This window comes from Pseudomonas sp. UV AK001 (genome assembly GCF_046097675.1).
Classification (GTDB): domain Bacteria; phylum Pseudomonadota; class Gammaproteobacteria; order Pseudomonadales; family Pseudomonadaceae; genus Aquipseudomonas; species Aquipseudomonas kribbensis.
The window spans coordinates 61593-83437 of the sequence record NZ_JBJUVZ010000006.1; the positions used below are offsets into that span (position 1 = coordinate 61593).

At 57.2% G+C, this 21845-nt stretch carries 18 protein-coding genes and 1 other RNA gene; 8 read left to right on the forward strand and 11 right to left on the reverse strand.

Annotated elements, in window-relative coordinates; genetic code table 11:
* The first annotated feature begins 256 nt into the window (after window positions 1-256).
* A complete protein-coding gene (locus tag ACKLNA_RS17460; RefSeq protein ID WP_408986592.1) occupies window positions 257-2743 on the forward strand; it encodes a BsuBI/PstI family type II restriction endonuclease in 2487 nt (828 codons plus the stop codon).
* Window positions 2744-3160: 417 nt separating this feature from the next.
* Here ACKLNA_RS17460 and ACKLNA_RS17465 read toward each other — a convergent pair whose 3' ends face one another.
* The 8 genes from ACKLNA_RS17465 to ACKLNA_RS17500 form a co-directional block, all read right to left on the reverse strand.
* Complete coding sequence (locus tag ACKLNA_RS17465; RefSeq protein WP_408986593.1) at window positions 3161-3643, reverse strand: isochorismatase family protein; 483 nt, start codon at window positions 3641-3643, stop codon at window positions 3161-3163.
* Between the two features lie 67 nt (window positions 3644-3710).
* Window positions 3711-4100: a transfer-messenger RNA gene (gene ssrA, locus ACKLNA_RS17470) on the reverse strand.
* A gap of 95 nt (window positions 4101-4195) precedes the next feature.
* Window positions 4196-4474, reverse strand: a complete 279-nt coding sequence (locus tag ACKLNA_RS17475; protein WP_192552867.1) for a hypothetical protein — start codon at window positions 4472-4474, stop codon at window positions 4196-4198.
* Between the two features lie 130 nt (window positions 4475-4604).
* Window positions 4605-7427: an FAD-binding and (Fe-S)-binding domain-containing protein gene (locus ACKLNA_RS17480; RefSeq protein ID WP_408986594.1), complete on the reverse strand. Its 2823-nt coding sequence runs from the start codon at window positions 7425-7427 to the stop codon at window positions 4605-4607.
* Complete coding sequence (locus tag ACKLNA_RS17485) at window positions 7424-8095, reverse strand: lactate utilization protein (protein WP_085746872.1); 672 nt, start codon at window positions 8093-8095, stop codon at window positions 7424-7426. The genes ACKLNA_RS17480 and ACKLNA_RS17485 overlap by 4 nt, the downstream gene beginning before the upstream one ends.
* Window positions 8095-9549 (reverse strand): LutB/LldF family L-lactate oxidation iron-sulfur protein, encoded by a 1455-nt coding sequence (locus ACKLNA_RS17490; protein ID WP_408986595.1) that lies wholly within the window; start codon window positions 9547-9549, stop codon window positions 8095-8097. Before ACKLNA_RS17490 ends, ACKLNA_RS17485 begins: the two co-directional genes overlap by 1 nt.
* The gene (locus ACKLNA_RS17495; protein WP_408986596.1) at window positions 9546-10370 is read right to left on the reverse strand and encodes a (Fe-S)-binding protein; all 825 of its coding nucleotides are present in this window, start codon (window positions 10368-10370) and stop codon (window positions 9546-9548) included. Before ACKLNA_RS17495 ends, ACKLNA_RS17490 begins: the two co-directional genes overlap by 4 nt.
* 161 nt (window positions 10371-10531) lie before the next feature.
* On the reverse strand, window positions 10532-12226 hold the full coding sequence (locus ACKLNA_RS17500; protein ID WP_085729534.1) for a lactate permease LctP family transporter: 1695 nt from the start codon (window positions 12224-12226) through the stop codon (window positions 10532-10534).
* A gap of 261 nt (window positions 12227-12487) precedes the next feature.
* Between ACKLNA_RS17500 and ACKLNA_RS17505 the strand changes: the two genes are divergently transcribed.
* Entirely contained in the window at window positions 12488-13255 is a 768-nt protein-coding gene (locus tag ACKLNA_RS17505; protein WP_085729535.1) for an FCD domain-containing protein, read from the forward strand.
* Window positions 13256-13305: 50 nt separating this feature from the next.
* On the opposite strand, the gene smpB is transcribed toward ACKLNA_RS17505, so the two are convergent.
* Window positions 13306-13788 (reverse strand): SsrA-binding protein SmpB, encoded by a 483-nt coding sequence (smpB, locus tag ACKLNA_RS17510; RefSeq protein WP_007953781.1) that lies wholly within the window; start codon window positions 13786-13788, stop codon window positions 13306-13308.
* Window positions 13789-13907: 119 nt separating this feature from the next.
* Between smpB and ACKLNA_RS17515 the strand changes: the two genes are divergently transcribed.
* Genes ACKLNA_RS17515 through ACKLNA_RS17525 form a run of 3 tightly spaced genes read left to right on the forward strand, consistent with a single transcriptional unit; the run spans window position 13908 to window position 16060 of the window.
* Window positions 13908-15311 carry a sodium-dependent transporter gene (locus ACKLNA_RS17515; protein ID WP_408986597.1) on the forward strand — a complete coding sequence of 468 codons (1404 nt, stop codon included), beginning with the start codon at window positions 13908-13910 and terminating at the stop codon, window positions 15309-15311.
* A 7-nt stretch (window positions 15312-15318) separates the two neighbouring features.
* Window positions 15319-15753, forward strand: coding sequence for a type II toxin-antitoxin system RatA family toxin (locus ACKLNA_RS17520; protein ID WP_003221509.1), 435 nt, complete (start codon window positions 15319-15321; stop codon window positions 15751-15753).
* Complete coding sequence (locus ACKLNA_RS17525; RefSeq protein WP_408986598.1) at window positions 15746-16060, forward strand: RnfH family protein; 315 nt, start codon at window positions 15746-15748, stop codon at window positions 16058-16060. The genes ACKLNA_RS17520 and ACKLNA_RS17525 overlap by 8 nt, the downstream gene beginning before the upstream one ends.
* Window positions 16061-16121: 61 nt before the next feature.
* Here the strand turns inward: ACKLNA_RS17525 and ACKLNA_RS17530 are convergent, their stop codons facing one another.
* Window positions 16122-16649 carry an outer membrane protein assembly factor BamE gene (locus tag ACKLNA_RS17530; RefSeq protein WP_085711859.1) on the reverse strand — a complete coding sequence of 176 codons (528 nt, stop codon included), beginning with the start codon at window positions 16647-16649 and terminating at the stop codon, window positions 16122-16124.
* Between the two features lie 97 nt (window positions 16650-16746).
* Here ACKLNA_RS17530 and fur point away from each other — a divergent pair, with 97 nt between their 5' ends.
* The gene (fur, locus tag ACKLNA_RS17535) at window positions 16747-17151 is read left to right on the forward strand and encodes a ferric iron uptake transcriptional regulator (RefSeq protein ID WP_064119476.1); all 405 of its coding nucleotides are present in this window, start codon (window positions 16747-16749) and stop codon (window positions 17149-17151) included.
* Window positions 17152-17226: 75 nt separating this feature from the next.
* On the opposite strand, the gene recN is transcribed toward fur, so the two are convergent.
* Window positions 17227-18900: a DNA repair protein RecN gene (gene recN / locus ACKLNA_RS17540; protein ID WP_408986599.1), complete on the reverse strand. Its 1674-nt coding sequence runs from the start codon at window positions 18898-18900 to the stop codon at window positions 17227-17229.
* A gap of 240 nt (window positions 18901-19140) precedes the next feature.
* Between recN and grpE the strand changes: the two genes are divergently transcribed.
* Together grpE and dnaK are read left to right on the forward strand one after the other, a co-directional pair.
* Window positions 19141-19710 (forward strand): nucleotide exchange factor GrpE, encoded by a 570-nt coding sequence (gene grpE / locus ACKLNA_RS17545; RefSeq protein ID WP_085685597.1) that lies wholly within the window; start codon window positions 19141-19143, stop codon window positions 19708-19710.
* 102 nt (window positions 19711-19812) lie between these two features.
* Window positions 19813-21729, forward strand: a complete 1917-nt coding sequence (gene dnaK, locus ACKLNA_RS17550; RefSeq protein ID WP_408986600.1) for a molecular chaperone DnaK — start codon at window positions 19813-19815, stop codon at window positions 21727-21729.
* Window positions 21730-21845: the final 116 nt, after the last annotated feature.

Here is a 21845-nt window from a genome sequence, read left to right on the forward strand (position 1 = left end):
CCGCTCCCGGCCTGCCCAATAGATGCGGTTAGCGGTCTTCAATCATCAGGCCGCCAGCTGTGCGAGCGATTAGTCGACAGCAGCAACAGGCCGCTTTCGGCCAAGAGCGGACATTCGACCTGAAGCCATACAGCGACATAAGCAGGTGCTTGGCCCCCACCTACGAGCAAATCAAACTCTAGAAATGCCGTAGGCTCGGACGAACTGGCACGTCCTAACCATGATAAAATCACGTATGATTTTTAAGCTGGCGAGCATGCAATTGAGTATTTTGAACGAAGTTGAAAGTTATCGATCCGAAGCGAACTCTAAACTCAACAAAAAAACCAAACCTTCATTAGGGCAGTTTTTTACGCCTAAGCCTATTGCGCTTTACATGGCTAGTTTGTTTGAAAGCATAAAAGGCACTATTAAACTACTTGATCCCGGCGCAGGGCCAGGCTCATTAACTGCCGCGTTCACTGACGAAGTAGTTAGTAGGGGTTCTGCCACTAGTTTGTCAATTGATGCCTTTGAGATAGACCCCATATTACATCCATTCCTAGATAGAACCCTGCAAGTATGTAAGAAGGAATTAGTTGCTAGATCAGTAGCTGCCAACACTTCACTGCAAGGTCTAGATTACATACGCAGCGCTTTGCTAAATAGCCTCATGCAAGTAGAGCAAAAATACACCCATGTATTAATGAATCCGCCGTACAAAAAAATTTCAGCCACAAGCGATCATAGGCAACTGCTTCGCAGCGCAGGGATTGAGTCAGTGAACCTGTATTCGGGATTCGTTTCTCTGGCCCTGAAGCAACTTCTTCCAGATGGGGAACTTATTGCTATAATCCCACGATCCTTTTGTAATGGCCCTTACTATCAAGCTTTTCGCGAGCTAATAATCGAAACCAGCGCAATTAACCATATTCATATTTTTGACAGCCGGAACATGGCCTTTTCCGATGATGAAGTACTTCAAGAAAATATCATCATTCATTTAACAAAAGGCAAAAGACAAGGTGCGGTAACTATTACCTCAAGCCCATCATCTGATTTTCATCTAGATGAAGAGTCCGACACTATTACAGCGTCCGATATGACAATTCGACGTGTCGATTTTAGCAGTATAGTTTACCCTAATGATAAAGAAAAATTCTTCCATATCGCAGCGAACGACAGAGACCGAGCTGTCATCAAAAAGCTAGAAATTTTTTCTTCAAAACTACAGGATTTGAACGTCAGCGTTTCGACTGGTCCCGTGGTAAGTTTTCGCGCCAAGGAATACCTGAAAGACAGCAAGGATAATAATTCCGTACCATTGCTTGGACCAAATCACTTGGGGTTACGCGTTAACTGGCCTAAGATAGGAAAAAAGCCAAATGCGATAGATGTAACGCCCGATACAAAAAAATCACTCTGGGCTAATAATGGCTCATTTGTATTTGTGCGACGCTTCAGCTCGAAGGAAGAAAAGCGTCGAATTGTCGCGACCTTATATGAAGGAGAGCTACCGGGAGAACTCATTGGGTTAGATAATGGCCTAAATGTATTCCACACCGGGAAAATAGGTTTTGATCCTATGATTGCTCGTGGATTATTTATCTATTTGAATAGCACTTTGCTCGATAAGTATTACAGGAATTTCGGCGGCCACACTCAGGTTAATGCGACAGACCTAAAAAACCTGAATTATCCTTCAAAGGATTCTTTGCTCCGGCTGGGCGCCTGCGTGGAAGATCGCATTCCGACGCAAATGGAAATAGATAATTTCATTGATGAAGAGATTTTTCGAATGACCGGAGAGCGAAATAGCCCAATGGACGCCCAACAAAAAATTGATGACGCGCTTAAGATATTGATTTTGCTTGGGCTTCCGAAAGCCCAGCATAATGAAAGAACAGCCCTGACTTTATTAGCTCTTTTGAATTTGGCGCCCGATCAATCTTGGAGCGAATTACAGCGCCCACTTATTGGTGTTACCCCTATAATGACTTGGGTCAGGGAGAAGTACGGCAAAGAGTATGCGCCGAATACAAGAGAGACATTCCGCCGGCAGACACTACACCAGTTTGTTGATGCAGGATTATGCCTCTATAATCCAGACAAGCCTGATCGGCCAGTTAACTCTCCAAGTGCCTGTTATCAAATTGCACTAGAACTATTTCATGTTTTACTGACTTATGGGACCTCTGATTGGAATGCTGCGCTAGCAAAATGGTTGCAAGCATCTCCAACGCTAATTTCTCAGTATGCTATGGGTAGAGAAATGGAGTTAATTCCTCTTGTTCTAAACGGAAAAACACAAATTAAACTAAGTCCCGGCGCCCATAGCCAACTAATTAGTGACATCGTTACTGAGTTCGGACCTAGATTTGCACCTGGTGCGGAGGTTATCTACTTAGGGGATACTGGAGCGAAAGAAGATTTCTTTGATAAAGAACGCCTAGCCGAACTAGGAGTTGTGGTTGACCGAAAAGGAAAACTTCCAGACGTCGTGTTGTATTGGCCTGAGCGTGATTGGCTATTACTTATTGAGTCGGTAACTTCCCACGGCCCAGTTGACGGGAAACGCCATAGCGAGCTCGCTAAACTATTTTCATCCGCTAAAGCTGGGCTTGTCTATGTCAGCGCCTTCCCAGATCGAAAAACCATGGTTAAGTATTTGTCAGTCCTGGCTTGGGAAACTGAGGTCTGGGTTGCTGATGCGCCTACCCATATGATCCACTTCAATGGCGACCGGTTCTTGGGGCCCCATTAAGTAGCCATCCTGCCAGTGATCCTAAAATACCATGTGCTTTTTGGGATCCTTTGAAATGCACCGAAGTCCTGAATAGGCGATGCGTGGGGAGGGGGGTAAGTTCAATTGCCCCCTTCCTAAATTGCCTTCAGGTTTCCCCTTTAAGCTCTCAAGAAATTGCCAAATGTGACACCGTCCTCGAAGCAGAACTAGCCATTCTTTCGTTGAAAAGGGGACAGATTTATTTTCAATGAAATCAATCTGCCCCCCCCCCCCCTCCCTCCCTTTTTTTTCATTTGGCTTCGAGTGTCTTTTTCATGACAACGCTCTATGGTTCAGGCTCCCGGCGAATTCCTTTTTTAAACCATCTGCGAAGACTAGTGCTCGGAAGCATCTTGAACCATCACATTAAAATCGACGCGTGCTGCGGGAAATTTCCTAGGACGTGTGCAGGCAGGAGCGAAGTTCACTCGACGTCAGAGTGTGCTTGAAGTGATGTTCCCATAACTTCACGCCCAATCCACCCGAACGATCCAGCGAAGAACCCACGGTGAGATCGGTCAGCAACGTCGGCTGCAACCCAGCATCAAACAGCGCAAAACCGGCAGCGAGACAACAGGTCTCGGTCTGCAGACCACAAACCAGCACACGATCCAGATTCAGGCTTTTCAGATACTCGATCGTGTCCATCGACGGCACATAACCGTGCTTGATGAAAATACGATCCGCATCGATCAGGCTCTCATCGTCCGCCGCCGGATGCCAGCCGAGCTGGCGCTGGAAAGGGGTGCGGCTTTCGTCGTGACGCTCGACCGTGGCGACGCTGGGCAGCGTGCCGATGAGCGACCGGATGCCGTCGACCAGCCATTGCGGCGGGGAAAAGCAGGGCTGTACGTCGATGATCAGCAGTGCCTGGCGCATGAGCTCTCCGGATATGAATCCCCAGATGCGACAAGGCCCGCACTTGGCGGGCCTTGTCGTTGAGAGTTGGTGGAGCCGGGGGGATTTGAACCCCCGTCCGCCAGTACTCCGCTGTCGGTACTACATGCGTAGCCGTGTCTATTAAGTTAACCCTCAGCGACCCGACGGGCAGGGTGCTTTGGGCGAGTTGTGTAAGTTTTAGCCGCTTCGTCCACAACGTACTGCACGGCGATTCTGTTCTATATGACAATCATTTCGGGTTTACAGACATCCCCTGATGATTGCTGGGCCCGAAGGCACCAGGAGTGCATGTCAGCTGCAATTAAGCAGCGAGAGCAGCACCGTATTGGTCGTCATTGGCAACTATAAGAAGTTGCAACAGTGGATTTACGACTTCTGTTACCAAGTCGGCATGCACCTAGAGTTTCGCAACCGGCGTCGAATCCTAAACGGCCCCGAACTCATTGCCCGGTACATCTGTTCGAGCAACAAGCACGCGCAGTGTACGCCAAACGGCCCGCAAGGCCAACCCGAAGGTTGGCCGGGCCTGGATCAATTGTTGGTGCCGCTGGATTTGCGCAGTTCCAGAATGGTTTGCGAGGTTTCCGCAACGCAGTCATCGATCTTGCCCTGGGCCTTGAGTGCCTGAGCCTTTTGCACGCTGGTTTCAGCACGCTGACTCAGTTCGGGCGACGATGACAGCTGCCCCTTGGCATTGTTGATGGTCTGGATGTTGGCATCGCACAGGTCGGCAGGCTTGTCTGCAGCAAAGGACGTGGAAGCCATCATCGAGGCAGTAACGAACAGACCTAACAGTACAGAACGTTTCATATGAATCTCCTTGAACTGAGGGATCCCGACTTCGCTGGCCGTCAGGACGGGCAACCGAATGGAGGAAAAGCCCCGATTGTTCGGGGCCTGTTCTGTGGACTGCGCTCGTTCGCAGGGGTTCTATTTTTCTTCAGGTGGCGGTTTCACGGGGTTTGGCCCGGGTTACTCGATCCACCAGATAGACCAGTCCGTGGTAGTCGATTCCGCCGTGCTGCGTCAGACCGATCTCACAGGTGCGGCTGGTGGAAATCCCTTCGCTGCAATGCTGCACCGCATCCTTGAGGGTGCGCAGGGAATGACTGTTTAACTCCGGTGTGGTGAAGCCCTTGTCGCCGGCAAAGCCGCAGCAATGAATGCCTTCAGGGATGACCACGTTGTTGCTGCACTTGCGCGCCAGGTCGATCAGCGCCTGGCTTTCCCCCAGATGCTGCGTGCTGCACGTCACATGAACGGCAATCGGTGCTTCCTGCGGGATGAACTCCAGTCGGTCGATCAGATGCGTACGGATAAAACGCACAGGGTCATACAGATCAAGGCGAACATTTCCCACATCCTGCACCAGTCGCAAGGTACAGGGGCTGGTGTCGCAATAGATCGGATCGAGTCCGCCACGGCTGGCGTGCAGCAAGGCGCCGATCAGTTCCTGACGCTTGTGCTCGGCCTGTTCGGCATAGCCTTTGGAGGCGAACGGCTGGCCGCAGCAGAGGTTGTCCAGATTGTCCGGGAACACCACCTGATAACCGGCCTTTTCCAGCAGGGCACGGGTTTTGTCGTACAGCGACATCTGCTCCTTGTCGCCGGCTGCCGGTCCCATCACACGCGATACGCAGGCCGCCAGATACACCACGCGCGGGCGTTCGTCCGAGACGGTCGAATTGAGGCGAATGGCTTTTTCCGGCTGCGGCATGGCGTTGGTCCATTGCGGCACCTGGCCTTTGGACAGGCGCGTCAGCGTCGCCGACAGCTTCGCCAGACGCGGTGCTCCCAGCAGCATCCGCGCACCGTTAGCCACGTGCAGGGTGAAGCGCGCCCCTTGCAGGGTGGTGGCGAAATTTCCTTCGATCCAGTTGGCGGCTTTCTGATGCGTGGCGTGACGGTTGCGAAGCTTTTTCACCAACTCGCCGGTGTTGATGCCTACAGGACAACGCTGGGCACACAAACCGGTCGCGGCGCAGGTGTCGATGCCTTGGTACTCGTAGGCTTTTTCCAGTTCGTTGGTGTCGATTCCGGCGCGCTTTCTTGCCTGGATGTCGCGCCAGATCACGATGCGCTGGCGCGGGCTCAGGGTCAGGCCTTTCGATGGGCAAACCGGCTCGCAGAAACCGCACTCGATGCATTTATCCACAATCTCGTCGGCCGCCGGCAGCGGCTTCAGGTGCTTGAGGTGGATCTGCGGGTCTTCGCTGAGCACCACGTCCGGGTTGAGAATGCCTTGGGGATCGAGCAGTCGCTTGAGCTGCCACATCAATTGATAGGCATCGCTGCCCCATTCCAGTTCGACAAACGGCGCCATGTTGCGTCCGGTGCCGTGTTCGGCCTTCAGCGAACCGCCGAACTCCACGGCCACCAGTTGTGCCACGTCATCCATGAACGCCTGATAGCGTGCGACTTCTTCCGGGCTGTTGAAGCCTTGGGTGAAGACGAAGTGCAGATTGCCTTCCAGTGCGTGTCCGAAAAGGATCGCTTCGTCGTAGTGATGTTTGTCGAACAACTCGATCAAACGATTCACACCGATGGCCAGTTGTTCCACCGGGAAGGTGACGTCTTCGATGATCACCGTGGTGCCGGTCTTGCGAACGGCGCCGACGGCGGGGAAGGTGTCCTTGCGGATCGCCCAGAGGCGGGCGTTTTCGAACGGGTCTTCGGTGAAGTCGACCTGTTTTTCCACCGGGAAACCGCCGAGAGAGGCCATGATCTGCGCCAGTTGTTCCTGCAGCAACGTGGAAGAAGCGGCGCGGGATTCAATCAGCAGTGCGCAGGAGTTGTTCGACAACTGCTGTACGAAATCCGGCATGCCGGGTTTGTCCTGCACCGAGCGCAGACTGCGGCGGTCAAGCAGTTCCACGGCGGACACCGGTTGGCTTTTCAGCACGGTGACGGCGTTGCAGCAGGTTTCCACGTCGGGGAAAACGATCAACGCCGAGGCCTTGTTCGGGTGGTCGATCACCGTGTCGTAAGTCACCGCGCTGATAAAGCCGAGGGTGCCTTCGGAGCCCACCAGCAAGTGGCTCAAGATATCCACAGGCTCATCGAAATCCACCAGGGCATTGAGTGACAGGCCAGTGGTATTTTTCAGACGGTATTTGTGGCGGATTCGTGCGGCCAGTTCCGCATTGGCGCGAGTCTCTCGGCCCAATGTCGCCAGGCGTTCCAGCAATTCACTGTGGCTCGTTCGAAACGCCGCGACACTGGAAGCGTCCTCGGTGTCGAGTCGGGTGCCATCGGCCAACACCAGACGAATCCCGGCCAGCGTGTGGTAGGTGTTTTGCGCGGTGCCGCAGCACATGCCGCTGGCGTTGTTGGCAACGATGCCGCCGATCTTGCAGGCATTGATCGACGCGGGATCCGGACCGATCTTGCGCCCGAATGGCGCGAGCCAGGCGTTGGCCTGGGCACCGATCACGCCCGGTTGCAAGCGGATTTGCGTGCCTTGCCCTCGAATCTCACGAGCGTTCCAGTTATCCCCAAGCACGATCAGCACCGAATCGCTGATCGCCTGGCCGGAAAGGCTGGTGCCGGCGGCGCGGAAGGTCACCGGGACCTGATCACGCTGGGCCAGTTTCAGCAGCGCCACCACCTCATCTTCGGATTCTACGCGGATCACCAGTTGTGGAATCAGTCGGTAGAAACTGGCATCGGTGCCGAAGGCCAGTGTCGACAGCGGATCGTCGAAACGCCGTTCGGCAGGAATCAGTTGCTGCGCATCGCGCAGGAAAGTCGCCGGTAAGGTCATTGGTCCTCCAGGATCAACACCACCAGGTCTTTCGGGCCGTGGGCGCCGTAGGCCAGCACTTGTTCGATGTCGGCGGTTTTCGACGGGCCGGACACAAGCAAGGCGTTGGTCGGCATGCCCTGTGCCCACTCGAATTCCTGTTGGACCTGATAGAAGTTGTCGCGGATCTGACTGGCTTTAAGCAGGGCGAAATGCACCGGCGGTACGAGGCTCATCAGCCGTGGCTCTTCGCGGGTCGGCCACAGAATCAGGCTGCCGGTGGCGGCAATGGCGCCGAGGGTGCCGGTGAGGCTGGCCGGGGTGTCGTTGAACAACTCGGCTTTCCACTCTTCCATCGGCCGGTCGTAGGATTTCAGCGCCGGCAGATCAGGATTGTTCGCCCAGTGTTGTGTGATGCGCTGCCCGTGGGGCGTCGTCGGTGCGATCAACAGGCTCGGCAACTGACGGTCGCGCAGCAATTGCGCCAGCAGCGCCGGCCACGCTTCAGCAGACGTCAGATGGATTTCGGTGTGCACCGCTTCCATCAGTTTGCGCAGTTGCGGGATCCGTTGTTCGGCGCTGTAGGTGTAAGGCTGGGTCACCAGATCGACATCGAAGTTGTCGGCAATCGGTGTGGTGCCCGTCAGACTTTTACGCAACTTGCCGAGGATGTTTTGCTTGGCGCTCATCAACGGTCTCCTTGTTTGGCCAGATGCTCGCGAGCCATGTCATGCAGTGAGCGGGCGGCGGGTTTCGGAGCGCTGTGGTTCTGCGTCCACGGACCGACGTTGTTCGGCGCCAGGGCCCGCAGGCGCGTGGCGAAAAATGCAAACAGTCGATACAAGGTCGGCGAGCTGTTGAGCTTTGCCCACGCGTTCCAGATAAAGCGTTCCTTGCGCGAATACTTGCTGCCCTGGCCGCGCATCACTTGACGAGGGCTGTCGGGGGCTTTGACGTTCTCTTCACGTAGGCGGCGCAGCAGTGCGGGGATAGGAATTTTTACCGGACACACTTCACCGCAGGCGCCGCACAGCGAAGAGGCGCTCGGGTGATCCGGGACTTTCGCCAGGCCGACCATGTGCGGGGTGATGATTTTGCCGATCGGGCCGGGGTAGACCTCGCCGTAGGTGTGGCCGCCGACGCGGGTGTAGACCGGGCAATGATTCATGCAGGCGCCGCAGCGGATGCAGTTCAGGGTCTGGCGCAGTTCGCTGTCGGCAAAGGCCTGGCTGCGGCCGTTGTCGAGCAGCACCAGATGCACTTCCTGCGGGCCGTCGAGTTCGTGTTCCTTGCGCGGGCCGGAGATCATGTTGACGTAGGTGGTGATCGGAATGCCCAGCGCCGAGCGAGTCAGCAACGACAGCAGCGGCACCACGTCACGCAGGTTTTCCACAACTTTTTCGATGCCGGTAACGGCGATGTGCACCGGCGGCACAGTGGTGGTCATGCGCCCGTTGCCTTCGTTTTCCACTAGCAGCAGGGTGCCGGTTTCGGCCACGGCGAAGTTGACGCCGGAGACGCCGATGTCCGCTTCGAAGAATTTCTGCCGCAGGACCCTGCGACCGATCTGAATGAGTTGGTCAACGTCCTTGGTGTATTCCACGCCAAGTTTGTCGTGGAACAAGGACGCGACCTGACCGGCATTCTTGTGGATTGCCGGCATGATTATGTGAGAAGGCTTCTCGTGGTCGAGCTGGACGATGTACTCCCCCATGTCGGACTCCAGACATTCAATGTCCTGAGCCTCGAGGAAATGGTTCATCTCCATCTCTTCGCTGACCATCGATTTGCCCTTGATCACTTGCCGCGCCTCGTGAGCGCGGATGATCGAAAGGACGATGCCATTGGCCTCGTCCACCGTTTCCGCCCAGTGCACTGTCACACCGTTGCGGGTCAGGTTCTGTTCCAGTTGCTCGAGCAGGTCGGGCAACTTGGAGAGCGCGCGGGCACGGATCGCATTGCCCAGTTCACGCAGGTGTTCTCTTTCGTGGGCATCGCTGAAAGCCGCTGCCCGCTTGGTCATCAATGAATCCATCGCAGTGCGGAAGTTGTTCCGTAACTGCTGGTCGCCCAGGGCGTTGTGCGCCCGGGTGCGGAAATCTTCTTCTACGGCAACCGTAGGAATAATCGTGGAAGTGCTCATCGCGCACCTCCGGTTCGTTGCCAGAGGAAACTCGCCAGGTGTTGCCCGCGCAGCGCTTCCTTCTGTTTTTCCAGCGAGCCGTTGATGTTCATCAAGCAGCCGCAATCGGCACTGAGTACCTGATGCGCACCGGATTCCTTCAACGCCCGGGTCTTGTCAGCCACCATCGCGCCGGAAATGTCTGGCATACGGACGCTGAATGTCCCACCGAAGCCACAGCATTCGCTTTCATGGTCATGGTTGACCCGTTCCACGTTGCTCAACTGCGCCAACAACTCGCGGCCGTGCAGGTGGGTGTTCATTTCCCGTCGTGCCGAACACGAGGTGTGCAGCGCCACTTTCACCGGCTCGCCACTGTCCTTGAGCTGCACCTTGCAGACGAACAGCAGGAACTCGGCCAGTTCATAGGTGCGGGCCGCGAGGGCCTGAACCTGTTTTAACGTTTCCGGCTCGTCCTTGAACAAGTCGGCGTAATGCTCGCGCAGCATTCCCGCGCAGGAACCCGACGGCACCACCACCGGATAATTCCCGGCAAACAGCGCCAGTTGCGAGCGCGCCACTGTCCGCGCCTGCTCGGTGTAACCCGAGGTGTAGGCCGGTTGTCCGCAGCAACTCTGCCCTTGCGGGTACTCGACCCGAATGCCTTCGCGCTCCAGCAAGTGGATCGCGTCCATCCCGGCTTCGGGATAAAACAGGTCGACCACGCAAGTGCCGAACAGGTAGACCCGCGACGGTTTCTCGCTCGGGTACTGCCGGGGTTCGGGCTGTGGCGGTGCGACGCGAGTGGCGTTGGGCACTGCGTTGTAAAAAAGCTCGCTCATCAGGCGTGTCTCCGGGTGGGCCCGGTTATCCGTCTGTGAGGCTGCCGAATATAGAGCGTGTTGCTTTCAGCAGCCTTACAGACCGGGTCGTGAATTGCTGACGCCGGAATCACGAACCGGCGTCGGTTATTTCCATGCTTCTTGTAGTCTTCTTGTCGTTATCAGTGCACCAGCATGCCGGTGAACCAGTAGGCCTGAGCCAGGGTGATCAGGCCGACAATCGTTGCAAAGAATAGGCTGTGCTTGAGGGTGAAGCGGAACAGATCGGATTCTTTGCCCACCAGCCCGGTCGCGGCGCAGGCCACGGCAATCGACTGGGGCGAAATCATCTTGCCGGTCACGCCGCCGCTGGTATTGGCCGCCACCAGCAAGGTGTCGTTGACCCCGATCTGGTGCGCGGTGGTTGCTTGCAGTGAACTGAACAGCGCGTTGGACGAGGTATCGGAACCGGTGAGGAACACGCCCAGCCAACCCAGGAACGGCGAGAAGAACGGGAATGCCGCGCCGGTCGCTGCCAGCACCAGAGCCATGGTCGAGGACATGCCGGAATAGTTGGTCACGAAGGCGAACGCCAGCACCATGCCGATCGACAGGATTGGCCAGCGCAGTTCGTAGAAGGTCTCTTTCAAAGTGGTCAGACCAGTTTTGAAATTGATCTTCAGGATGACCATCGAGATCAGCGCGGAGAAGAAAATCGCCGTGCCGGTGGCGGAGATCGGGTCGAGTTTGAACACGGCCGGAATGGCTGTCGGCGTCGCGACGATCGGTGCAGTCTTGATCACCAGTTGATCCAGGTGCGGGATCGCGAAGTTGAACACCCAGGCGTACATCGAACCGCCAGCGGCGAACATGGCCTTGAATGGTTTGAGCGTCCAGATGGTGACCAGTACGGTGAGGATCAGGAACGGCGACCAGGCCTTGAAGATTTCCCCGAGGCTGTAGGGGGATTCGATGGTGGTTCGTTTCTGGCCGAAACCGCCGACGCTGGCGGTGACCGCGACGTTCGATGTTGCACCGGCGATCTGTGCGCCCGCAGTGCGTTTCGGCTGCCAGACTTTCAGGAACAGAGTCAGCGCGATCAGGCTGGCCAGGGCCGAGGTGATGTCCGGCAGTTCCGGGCCGATGAAGTTCGAGGTGAAGTACTGGGTCACGGCGAAACTCAGGCCGGCAACCAGCGCGGCTGGCCAGGTTTCGCGAACGCCGCGCAGGCCATCCATCATGAACACCAGCCAGAACGGCACGAACAGCGACAGCAGCGGCAGTTGGCGGCCGGTCATGGCGCCGATCTTGAACGCGTCGATACCGGTGACCTGCCCGGCGACGATGATCGGAATTCCCAAGGCACCGAACGCGACCGGTGCGGTGTTGGCAATCAGGCACAGGCCGGCGGCATACAGCGGGTTGAAGCCCAGTCCTACCAGCAGCGCGGCGGTAATCGCCACCGGCGCACCGAAACCGGCCGCACCTTCGAGGAAAGCACCGAAGCAGAAGCCAATCAGCAGCACCTGCAGACGCTGGTCATCGGTGATCGACAGCACCGAACTGCGGATGACTTCGAACTGACCACTCTTGACCGTCAGTTTGTAGAGGAACACCGCCGCGACAATGATCCAGGCAATCGGCCACAGACCATAGGCGAAACCATACCCGGCGGCGGCGAACGCCATATCGACCGGCATCTGGAACGCAAAGATCGCCACAAGAATCGCCAGGGCCAGCGTGATGCTGCCGGCGACATGGCCTTTGAGGCGAAACACCGCCAGGGCGAGGAAGAAGAAAACGATGGGGATGACGGCCGCGAGTGCGGACACGCCGAGACTGCCGAGCGGGCTGTAGAGCTGTTGCCAGGTTTGCATATGGGGTGGCCCCTAATTGTTGTTGGTCAGGCACTGTCAGCGTTCTTGGTTAATTGGTAAGACCAATTTACAATCGCTGTTGGCTAGGGTAAAAGCCTTGATGTCGGTGTGTCAATTTGCCGCCCTGAAACTTTCGTCGAATCACCGGTGCAGACTCGATCTGATCCGGTCCGGGGCGTTTCATCTGGCAGGTGTCGGCAAGGCGCCGATAGGCCAGAATAGAGAGCCCGGCGAGTGGTCGGGCTCGTGGAGAATTGAGTGATGGGGTTTGATCAGATACGTCAGCGCCGTTTGTCTGACGATATTGTCGAGCGGCTCGAGGGGATGATCCTCGAGGGCACGCTGAAGTCTGGCGAGCGCCTGCCGGCCGAGCGCACATTGGCGGAGCAGTTCGGTGTTTCCCGACCTTCGCTGCGTGAGGCGATCCAGAAACTGGCGGCCAAGGGGTTGCTGGTCAGCAAGCAGGGCGGCGGCAATTACGTGGTGGAAAGCCTGGGCTCGACCTTCAGCGATCCTTTGCTGCAATTGCTGGAAAGCAATCCTGAAGCCCAGCGCGATCTGCTGGAATTTCGCCACACACTGGAGGCATCGTGCGCTTATTACGCAGCATTGCGCGCCACCGATGTGGATCGCGAGCGACTGACCGCAGCGTTTGAAGAATTGCAGGACTGCTACTCGCGTCACGACGAGGTAAGTCGGGCGGAAGAGGGCGCGGCGGACGCAAAGTTTCACCTGGCCATCGCCGAGGCCAGCCATAACGCTGTGTTGCTGCACACCATTCGCGGGTTGTTCGACCTGCTCAAGCGCAACGTGGTGACCAACATCGGCGGCATGTACAAACAGCGCACGGAAACCCGCGACATGCTCATTACGCAGCATCGGGAACTGTATCAGGCGATTATCGAAGGGCGGGCGGAGCAGGCACGTGAGGTGTCCAGCCGACACATTCTGTATGTGCAGGAAGTGCTGGAAGAAGTGCGTCAGGAAGTGCAGCGCATGGCTCGGGCCGAGCGGCGCAAAGGGATGTAAGCATGACCGTTCCCGTGGCGAGCGCGGGAACGGTCATTCAGGCAGAAGAATCAGTCTTCCTTGCCCTTGTTGCGCACCGCACGCTGCAATTCGCGACCGGCATCGCGTTCGCGTTCGGTATCACGCTTGTCGTATTCCTTCTTGCCTTTGCCCAGAGCGATTTCGCACTTGACCATGTGCTTGCTCCAGTACCAGGACAGGCACACGCAGGCGTAACCCTTCTGCTGTACGGCGGCGGCCAGTTTGTCCAGCTCGCGGCGGTTGAGCAGCAGCTTGCGGGTGCGGACCGGGTCGGCGATGACGTGGGTGCTGGCAGTCATCAACGGCGTGATGTGACTGCCGAGCAGCCAGGCTTCGCCGTCCTTGAGCAGGACGTAACTGTCGACCAGTTGCAGCTTGCTTGCCCGCAGACTTTTTACTTCCCAGCCGGCCAGGACCAGACCAGCCTCGAACTTGTGCTCGATGAAGTAATCGTGTCGCGCCTTTTTGTTCTGCGCGATGGTCCCTGTTGGGTGTTTCTTCTGTTTAGCCATAGGGGCGGCATTATATGGAGATAAACGGCTGTCGGCTACGGTGATGCTGCGTGCTTGAGCAGGTTGAGTGAATCCCGGACAATGCGGCCTCTTTTTCTAACGCTTGGGCGTGATAAACGATGTCGACAGACAAGGTTTCTGTCCACGGCAGTTGGGCTAGCCGCTGGGTTTTCATATTCGCCGCGACCGGTTCGGCCGTGGGACTGGGCAGCATCTGGAAGTTCCCCTATATGGTCGGGGTCTACGGTGGCGGCGCCTTTGTGCTGATGTTTCTGGCGTGTATCGCGCTGATCGGCATTCCGGTGATGCTCGCTGAAACCCTGATCGGCCGGCGTGCACGCCAGAGTCCGGCGAATGCCCTGAAGGTGCTGGCGCTGGAGGCCGGGCACTCGGGCAAGTGGTCGTGGGGCGCGTTCGCCGGGATGATCACGGCGTTGCTGATCCTGTCTTTCTACAGTGTGGTCGGCGGCTGGTCGCTGGATTACATCATTGATATGGGGCGCGGGGATTTCCAGGGGGCGACGGCCGATCAGGTCGGTGCCTACTTCGGTAATGTCATCGCCGACCCATGGCGCATCACGCTGTGGCACACGGTGTTCATGCTGCTGTCGGCGGTGGTGATCGCCAAAGGCGTGGTCGCCGGGCTTGAGCGCAGCCTGCGGATCATGATGCCACTGCTGTTCGTGATGGTCCTCGTTCTGCTGGGCTACAGCATGACCACCGGGCATTTCATGGAAGGCGTGCACTTCATGTTCGACTTCCACCCGGAGAAAGTCCTCGACGGCTTGCTGCCGGCCATGGGGCACGCGTTCTTCTCCCTGAGCGTGGGCGTGGGCTCGATCATGATCTACGGCGCCTACATGACCAAGGAAGCCTCGCTGTCCGGCACCGTCGTGGGTGTGGCGCTGCTCGATACCTTCGTTTCGCTGGTGGCCGGTCTGGCATTGTTTCCGATTGTGTTCGCCGGCGGTTTGAACCCGAGTGAAGGTCCTGGGCTGATGTTCGTCAGCCTGCCATTTGCGTTCGGTAACGTGCTGTTCGGTCAGTTGATGGGCGTGGTGTTCTTCGTGCTGGTGGCGATCGCTGCCTGGAGTTCGGCGATTTCCCTGCTGGAGCCGATGGTCGCCTATCTGGTCGAGCGGACTAAAATCAGTCGTGCGTGGGTGACATTCTGGCTGGCGTTCACCTGCTGGTTTGTCGGTCTGGGCACGGTGTTTTCCTTCAATATCTGGAAGGAAGCGAAATTTTTCGTGAACGAAGGCGGGATGTTCCATCTCTACCAATGGGGTGCCGCAGGCGGTCTGGACTTCTTTGGTGTGATCGACTTCTTCACCTCGCGGATCATGTTGCCGCTCGGCGGGCTGTGCTTTGTGCTGTTTGCCGGTTGGGTGATGGGGCGTGAAGCGGTGCGTGACGAATTGTCGATTCGCAGCCCGGCGCTGTTCACCCTGTCTCTGTTCTTGATGCGCTATGTGGCGCCCATCGGCATTCTTGTAGTGTTTGCCACCCAGCTCTGGAAGTGACGCTTACATGACGACACATATTCAACGATCAGCGCTGCTGCCTTATCCGGCGCAATTTCTCTATGACCTGGTCAATGACGTGGCGCGTTATCCGGAGTTTCTGCCGTGGTGTTCGTCTGCGGAAGTCCTGGAAAGCTCGCCTGAGCACATGCGCGCCAGCGTCGGTGTGGCCAAGGGCGGCCTCAGCCAGCACTTCGTGACACGCAATACGCTGGTGCCGGGGCAATCGATCGAGATGAATCTTGAGGAAGGTCCGTTCAATCAGTTGCACGGTGTCTGGGTATTCAAGGCGCTGAACGAGAAGGCCTGCAAGATCAGCCTCGATCTGTCCTTCGATTATGCCGGACCGCTGGTACGCGCCACGCTCGGGCCGCTGTTCAATCAGGCTGCGAACACTCTGGTGGATGCATTCTGCCAGCGCGCCAAGCAGATGCATGGTTGAGCCGGTGATCGAAATAGAAGTGGTGTACGCGTCGGTTGATCGTCAGGTGTTGCGCACGATCTGCGTGGCAGAGGGTTCGACGGTGCGTGCTGCGCTGTCGGCCAGCGGCATCGATGCCGACTTTCCCGAGCTGGATCTGGCGGGTTGTCCGGTCGGGATTTTCGGCAAAGTGATTGTCGATCCGGATGTGCGGGTTGTTCAGGAAGGGGATCGCCTCGAAATCTACCGAGCGCTGCTGGCTGATCCGAAAGAGGTGCGCCGATTGCGGGCTGCCAAGGCTGCCGAGGCCAAAGCCGGAAAACAGTGATTGCGCTGATCTGCAGGCAATAAAAAACCCGGAATTTCCGGGTTTTTTATTGCGTCGCAAATTATTGCGGCGAGGTGTCCAGCGGCTCTGGTGTCGGAACCGGAACGGTTTCCACACCATCGACGTCCTTCTGGATCTGATCCAGCAAGGAACCTGGCTTGACCGGTTTTTCCGGTTTTGGCTTCTCGGCGTTTTCGGCAGGAGCGGTCACGCTGGTGCCACTGTCCTTGCCGAGAATGGCTTCGTCACGGCTCACGCCCGGCATGAAGTCACCGGACAGGCTGACAAGGCGGTCGTTAGAGTCGAAAATGACACTCATGCGTTCCTGCTGGCGTTCACCGCCACCAGGTTGCAGGCTGTACAGATAATCCCAGCGATCGGCATGGAACGTGTCGACAAGCAGAGGGTTGCCCATGATAAACCGTACTTGCGGCCGGGTCATTCCCGGGCGTAACTGGTCTATCATGTCCTGCGTGACGACATTGCCCTGCTGGATGTCGATTTTGTAAACCCCGGGGAATGAACAACCGGCGAGTGCGAGCAGTCCCACAAAGGTGAAACTGGTTAGCAAGAGCTTGGTGTTTTGCATCGGTGGGCGACTTCCACTATCTTGGCTGGGACAACGTAAACGCCGATCATACCCGCATTAAGAGAAGCTGCGAAGCAGCATCGCGAGAAAGCTGACCATGGTTGAAAATAGCGAACTACGCAAAGCCGGCCTCAAAGTGACCCTGCCACGGGTCAAGATCCTGCAAATGCTCGACTCTACCGAGCAGCGTCACATGAGTGCCGAGGACGTCTACAAGGCGTTGATGGAAGCTGGCGAGGACGTCGGTCTGGCCACGGTCTACCGTGTCCTGACCCAGTTCGAAGCGGCTGGCCTCGTGGTCCGTCACAACTTCGACGGTGGCCACGCGGTATTCGAATTGGCCGACGGTGGCCACCACGACCATATGGTCAACGTGGAAACCGGTGAGGTTGTCGAATTCGTCAGCATCGAAATCGAAAAGCTCCAGAAGGCAATTGCCGAAGAGCACGGTGTCGAGTTGGTGGATCACAACCTGGTGCTGTACGTACGCAAGAAAAAGTAAGCATGTCGCGCGAATTTCAGGTTCGCGAAACGAACGAAGGCGACCCAAGGGTCGCCTTCGTGCTTTCTGTTGTGCTTAAACCTTTGCGGTCACGACCATCTTCTTGGCGTGTGCCAGAGACTCTTTGGTCAGATCGATGCCGCCGAGCATCCGTGCGACTTCTTCTATACGGTCATTTTTGCTCAGCTTCGAGACGGCCGTGTGAGTCGCCTGATCGCCTCGCACCTTATGCACAAATAAATGCTGATGGCCCTGTGCGGCCACTTGCGGCAAGTGCGTAACGGTCAGGACCTGACCGCGTTCGCCCAGGCGTCGCAGCAACTGGCCGACAATCTCGGCGGTCGGGCCGCCGATGCCGACATCCACTTCGTCGAATACCAGCGTCGGCACGCGTGAGGTCTGGGCGGTGATGACCTGAATCGCCAAGCTGATCCGTGAGAGTTCGCCGCCGGAGGCTACTTTGGCCAAGGCCTTTAATGGCTGGCCAGGGTTGGCGCTGACCAGCAGTTCGACCTGTTCGAGGCCGTTGGGCAGGAGCTCACCGCTGGCGTTGGGGCGCAACTCGATGGTGAAGCGTCCTCCAGGCATGCCGAGTCGTTGAATCTCCTGTTCCACTGCGCTGGCCAGACTGCCCGCAGCCTGATGACGCAGATCGCTCAGCTCACGAGCCTTTTCCTGGTAGTGACGGGCATATGAAGCAAGTTCTTCGCCCAAGCGCTCGATAGATTCGTCATTGGCATTCAGGGTTTCAATTTCATCCAGCAGTTTTTGCTGCATCTCGGCGACTTCAGTCGGCTGGATCCGGTGCTTGCGCGCCAAGGTGTAAATGGCATCAAGGCGTTCTTCCAGATACTGCAGGCGCGCCGGATCGGCGTCGAAGTTGTCGAGGAAACGGTTGAGTTCGCCGACAGCCTCTTCGACCTGGATCTGCGCACTGGTCAGCAAGCTGCTGGCTTCGCCCAGGGCGCCGATCGAGTTGTTCACGCTGGACAGGCGATTGAGGCTGGCGGTCAGAGCATTCAGCACATTTCCGGAATCGCTTTCACTGCATTGTTCGACCACTTGCCGGCAGATGCCCAGCAGGGTTTCGGCGTTGGTCAGGTTCTTGTGTTCCTGCTCAAGGTCTTCCAGTTCGTTCTCGCCGAGGCCGAGGTTCTCCAGCTCTTCGAGCTGGTAGCTGAGCAGTTGATGACGTGCGCGTTGCTCGTCGCCGGAGTTGGACAGACGCTCCAGCTCCTGGCGGGTCTGGCGCCAGCGCTGGGCGGCCAGTTGTATCTGTCGGGCCAGATCGGTGGCGCCGGCGTACTCGTCGAGCAGGCGACGGTGGGTATCCGTCTTGAGCAGGGATTGGTGTTCGTGCTGGCTGTGGATGTCGATCAACAGCTCGCCGAGGGCCTTGAGGTCGCCGAGCGGGCAGGGCGTGCCGTTGATATAGCCACGGGAGCGGCCTTCCGAGGTGATGACTCGGCGCAGGATGCACGGGCCGTCGATTTCCAGGTCGCGCTCGGCCAGCCAGGCGCTGGCTTCGGGGATGTCGGCCAGATCGAAGGTTGCCAGGATATCGGCCTTGTCGGCGCCCGGACGCACCACGCCGCTGTCGGCACGGTCGCCCAGGGTCAGGCCGAGGGCGTCGAGCATGATCGACTTGCCGGCGCCGGTTTCCCCGGTAATCACGCTCATCCCGCGATCGAGTTCGAGATCGAGATGTTCAACGATGGCGTAGTTGTGTACGGACAGGTGCACCAGCATAAAGGCCGCTCCCAGGCTTTAGGTCTGGTTATTTATACAGTGTTTTGTTTCGGCCTGACAATGCCCTCGCTTAGCTCGATTGGCTTGACCCGATCAAATGCTTATCGCGCCCGGGAATGACAATGCAGCACTTTTTTGTAGGGTTAATCATTGTCAGCCCTTGAAGCCTGATTTTGCGGCCCCATATACCGGGGCAGAAGCGCGAATCGAACTCGCGGACGATATTGAAAGGAGAATTCTATGGCTGACGAACAGACAGTAGATACGCAAAATCCAGAAGCCAATCAGGCGCCCGAGGCTTCGGGTGATGACCTGGCGACCCGTGTACAAGTGCTCGAAGAGCAATTGGCCGCCGCGCAGGATCAATCTCTGCGCGTAGCTGCCGATCTGCAGAACGTCCGCCGCCGTGCCGAGCAGGACGTAGAGAAAGCTCACAAATTTGCACTGGAAAAATTCGCCGGCGACCTGCTGCCGATCGTCGACAGCCTGGAGCGTGGCCTCGAGCTGTCGAGCCCGGACGACGAAAGCATCCGTCCGATGCGTGAAGGTATCGAGTTGACCCTGAAAATGTTCCAGGACACCCTCAAGCGCTATCAGCTTGTAGCCGTCAGTCCGCAGGAAGGCGAGCCGTTCAACGCCGTGGAACATCAGGCAATGGCCATGCAGGAAAGTGCTGACCTGGAACCGAACAGCGTTCTGAAAGTGTTCCAGAAGGGCTACCAGCTCAACGGTCGCCTGCTGCGTCCGGCGATGGTCGTGGTCAGCAAGGCGCCGGCGCCAGTTTCGCCTTCGATTGACGAGAAGGCTTGAAATTAGCCGCAAGGCCCCCATTTAGAAGTCAAGCGTTTAAGTATTACCGCAGTTAGCCACCACTGCTGCGGCAACCAAATCCAAAGTTTCGGGAGAGTGAACATGGGCAAAATTATCGGTATCGACCTGGGGACTACCAACTCCTGCGTCTCCGTGCTGGAAAACGGCGTAGCCAAAGTTATTGAAAACGCCGAAGGCGCGCGTACCACGCCGTCGATCATCGCTTACGCCAACGATGGCGAAATCCTGGTCGGCCAGTCCGCCAAGCGTCAGGCTGTGACCAACCCGCACAACACACTGTTCGCGGTAAAGCGCCTGATCGGCCGCCGCTTCGACGAAGAAGTCGTGCAGAAAGACATCAAGCTGGTGCCTTACAAGATCGTCAAGGCCAACAATGGTGACGCTTGGGTCGAGGCCTCCGGCAAGCAGATGGCTCCGCCGCAAATCAGCGCCGAAGTCCTGAAGAAAATGAAGAAGACCGCCGAAGACTACCTCGGCGAAGCAGTGACTGAAGCGGTGATCACCGTTCCGGCCTACTTCAACGACAGCCAGCGTCAGGCGACCAAAGACGCCGGTCGCATCGCCGGTCTGGACGTAAAACGTATCATCAACGAACCAACCGCAGCTGCTCTGGCTTACGGTATGGACAAGGCCAAGGGCGATCACACCGTGATCGTTTACGACCTGGGTGGTGGTACCTTCGACGTTTCCGTGATCGAAATCGCTGAAGTTGACGGCGAGCACCAGTTCGAAGTACTGGCCACCAACGGTGATACCTTCCTGGGTGGTGAAGACTTCGACATGCGTCTGATCGACTACCTCGTCGACGAGTTCAAGAAAGAGTCCGGCATGGACCTGAAGAACGATCCACTGGCCCTGCAGCGTCTGAAAGAAGCCGCTGAGAAAGCCAAGATCGAGCTGTCTTCTTCGCAGTCGACCGACGTCAACCTGCCGTACATCACTGCAGATGCGACCGGTCCTAAGCACCTGAACGTGAAGATTTCTCGTGCCAAGCTCGAGTCGCTGGTCGAAGACCTGGTGAACCGTACCATCGAGCCATGCCGCATCGCTCTGAAAGACGCCGGTATCGACGCCAGCAAAATTGACGACGTGATTCTGGTCGGTGGCCAGACTCGTATGCCTCTGGTGCAGAAGGCAGTTACCGATTTCTTCGGTAAAGAAGCTCGTAAAGACGTGAACCCGGACGAAGCCGTTGCCATGGGTGCTGCCATCCAGGGCGCCGTTCTGGCCGGTGACGTGAAAGACGTTCTGCTGCTCGACGTCAGCCCGCTGACCCTGGGTATCGAAACCATGGGCGGCGTGATGACCGCGCTGATCGAGAAAAACACCACGATTCCTACCAAGAAATCGCAAGTGTTCTCGACTGCCGACGACAACCAGGGCGCCGTGACCATTCACGTCCTGCAAGGCGAGCGCAAGCAAGCCGCACAGAACAAGTCCCTGGGCAAGTTCGACCTGGCCGACATTCCACCAGCTCCACGTGGCGTGCCGCAGATCGAAGTGACCTTCGACATCGACGCCAACGGCATCCTGCACGTGGGTGCGAAGGACAAGGCTACCGGCAAGACCCAGTCGATCGTGATCAAGGCCAACTCCGGTCTGTCCGACGAAGAAATCGAGCGCATGGTGCGTGACGCCGAGGCCAACGCCGAGGAAGACCGCAAGTTCGAAGAGCTGGCCGCTGCCCGTAACCAGGGTGATGCACTGGTTCACTCGACTCGCAAGATGATCGCTGACGCTGGCGACAAAGTGACTGCAGAAGAGAAGACTGCAATCGAAGCCGCCGTGGTTGCCCTGGAAGCCGCCGTCAAAGGCGACGACAAGGCTGCCATCGACGCCAAGGTTGAAGAACTGTCGAAAGTCTCTGCGCCGGTTGCCCAGAAGATGTACGCCGAACAGGCTCAGCCTGCTGAAGGCGCGGCACCGCACGACGAGAAAGCTGAAAAGGCTGACGATGTTGTCGATGCCGAGTTCGAAGAAGTCAAAGACCACAAGTAAGTTGTTGGTCGGCCGGTTGACTGCCTTTGGGCACTGACTGGTAGGATGTCGCCGCGCGGGAGCTTGCTCCCGCGTTGGCGTATCTGGAATACGCGAATTTTTACAGCATGCGACAA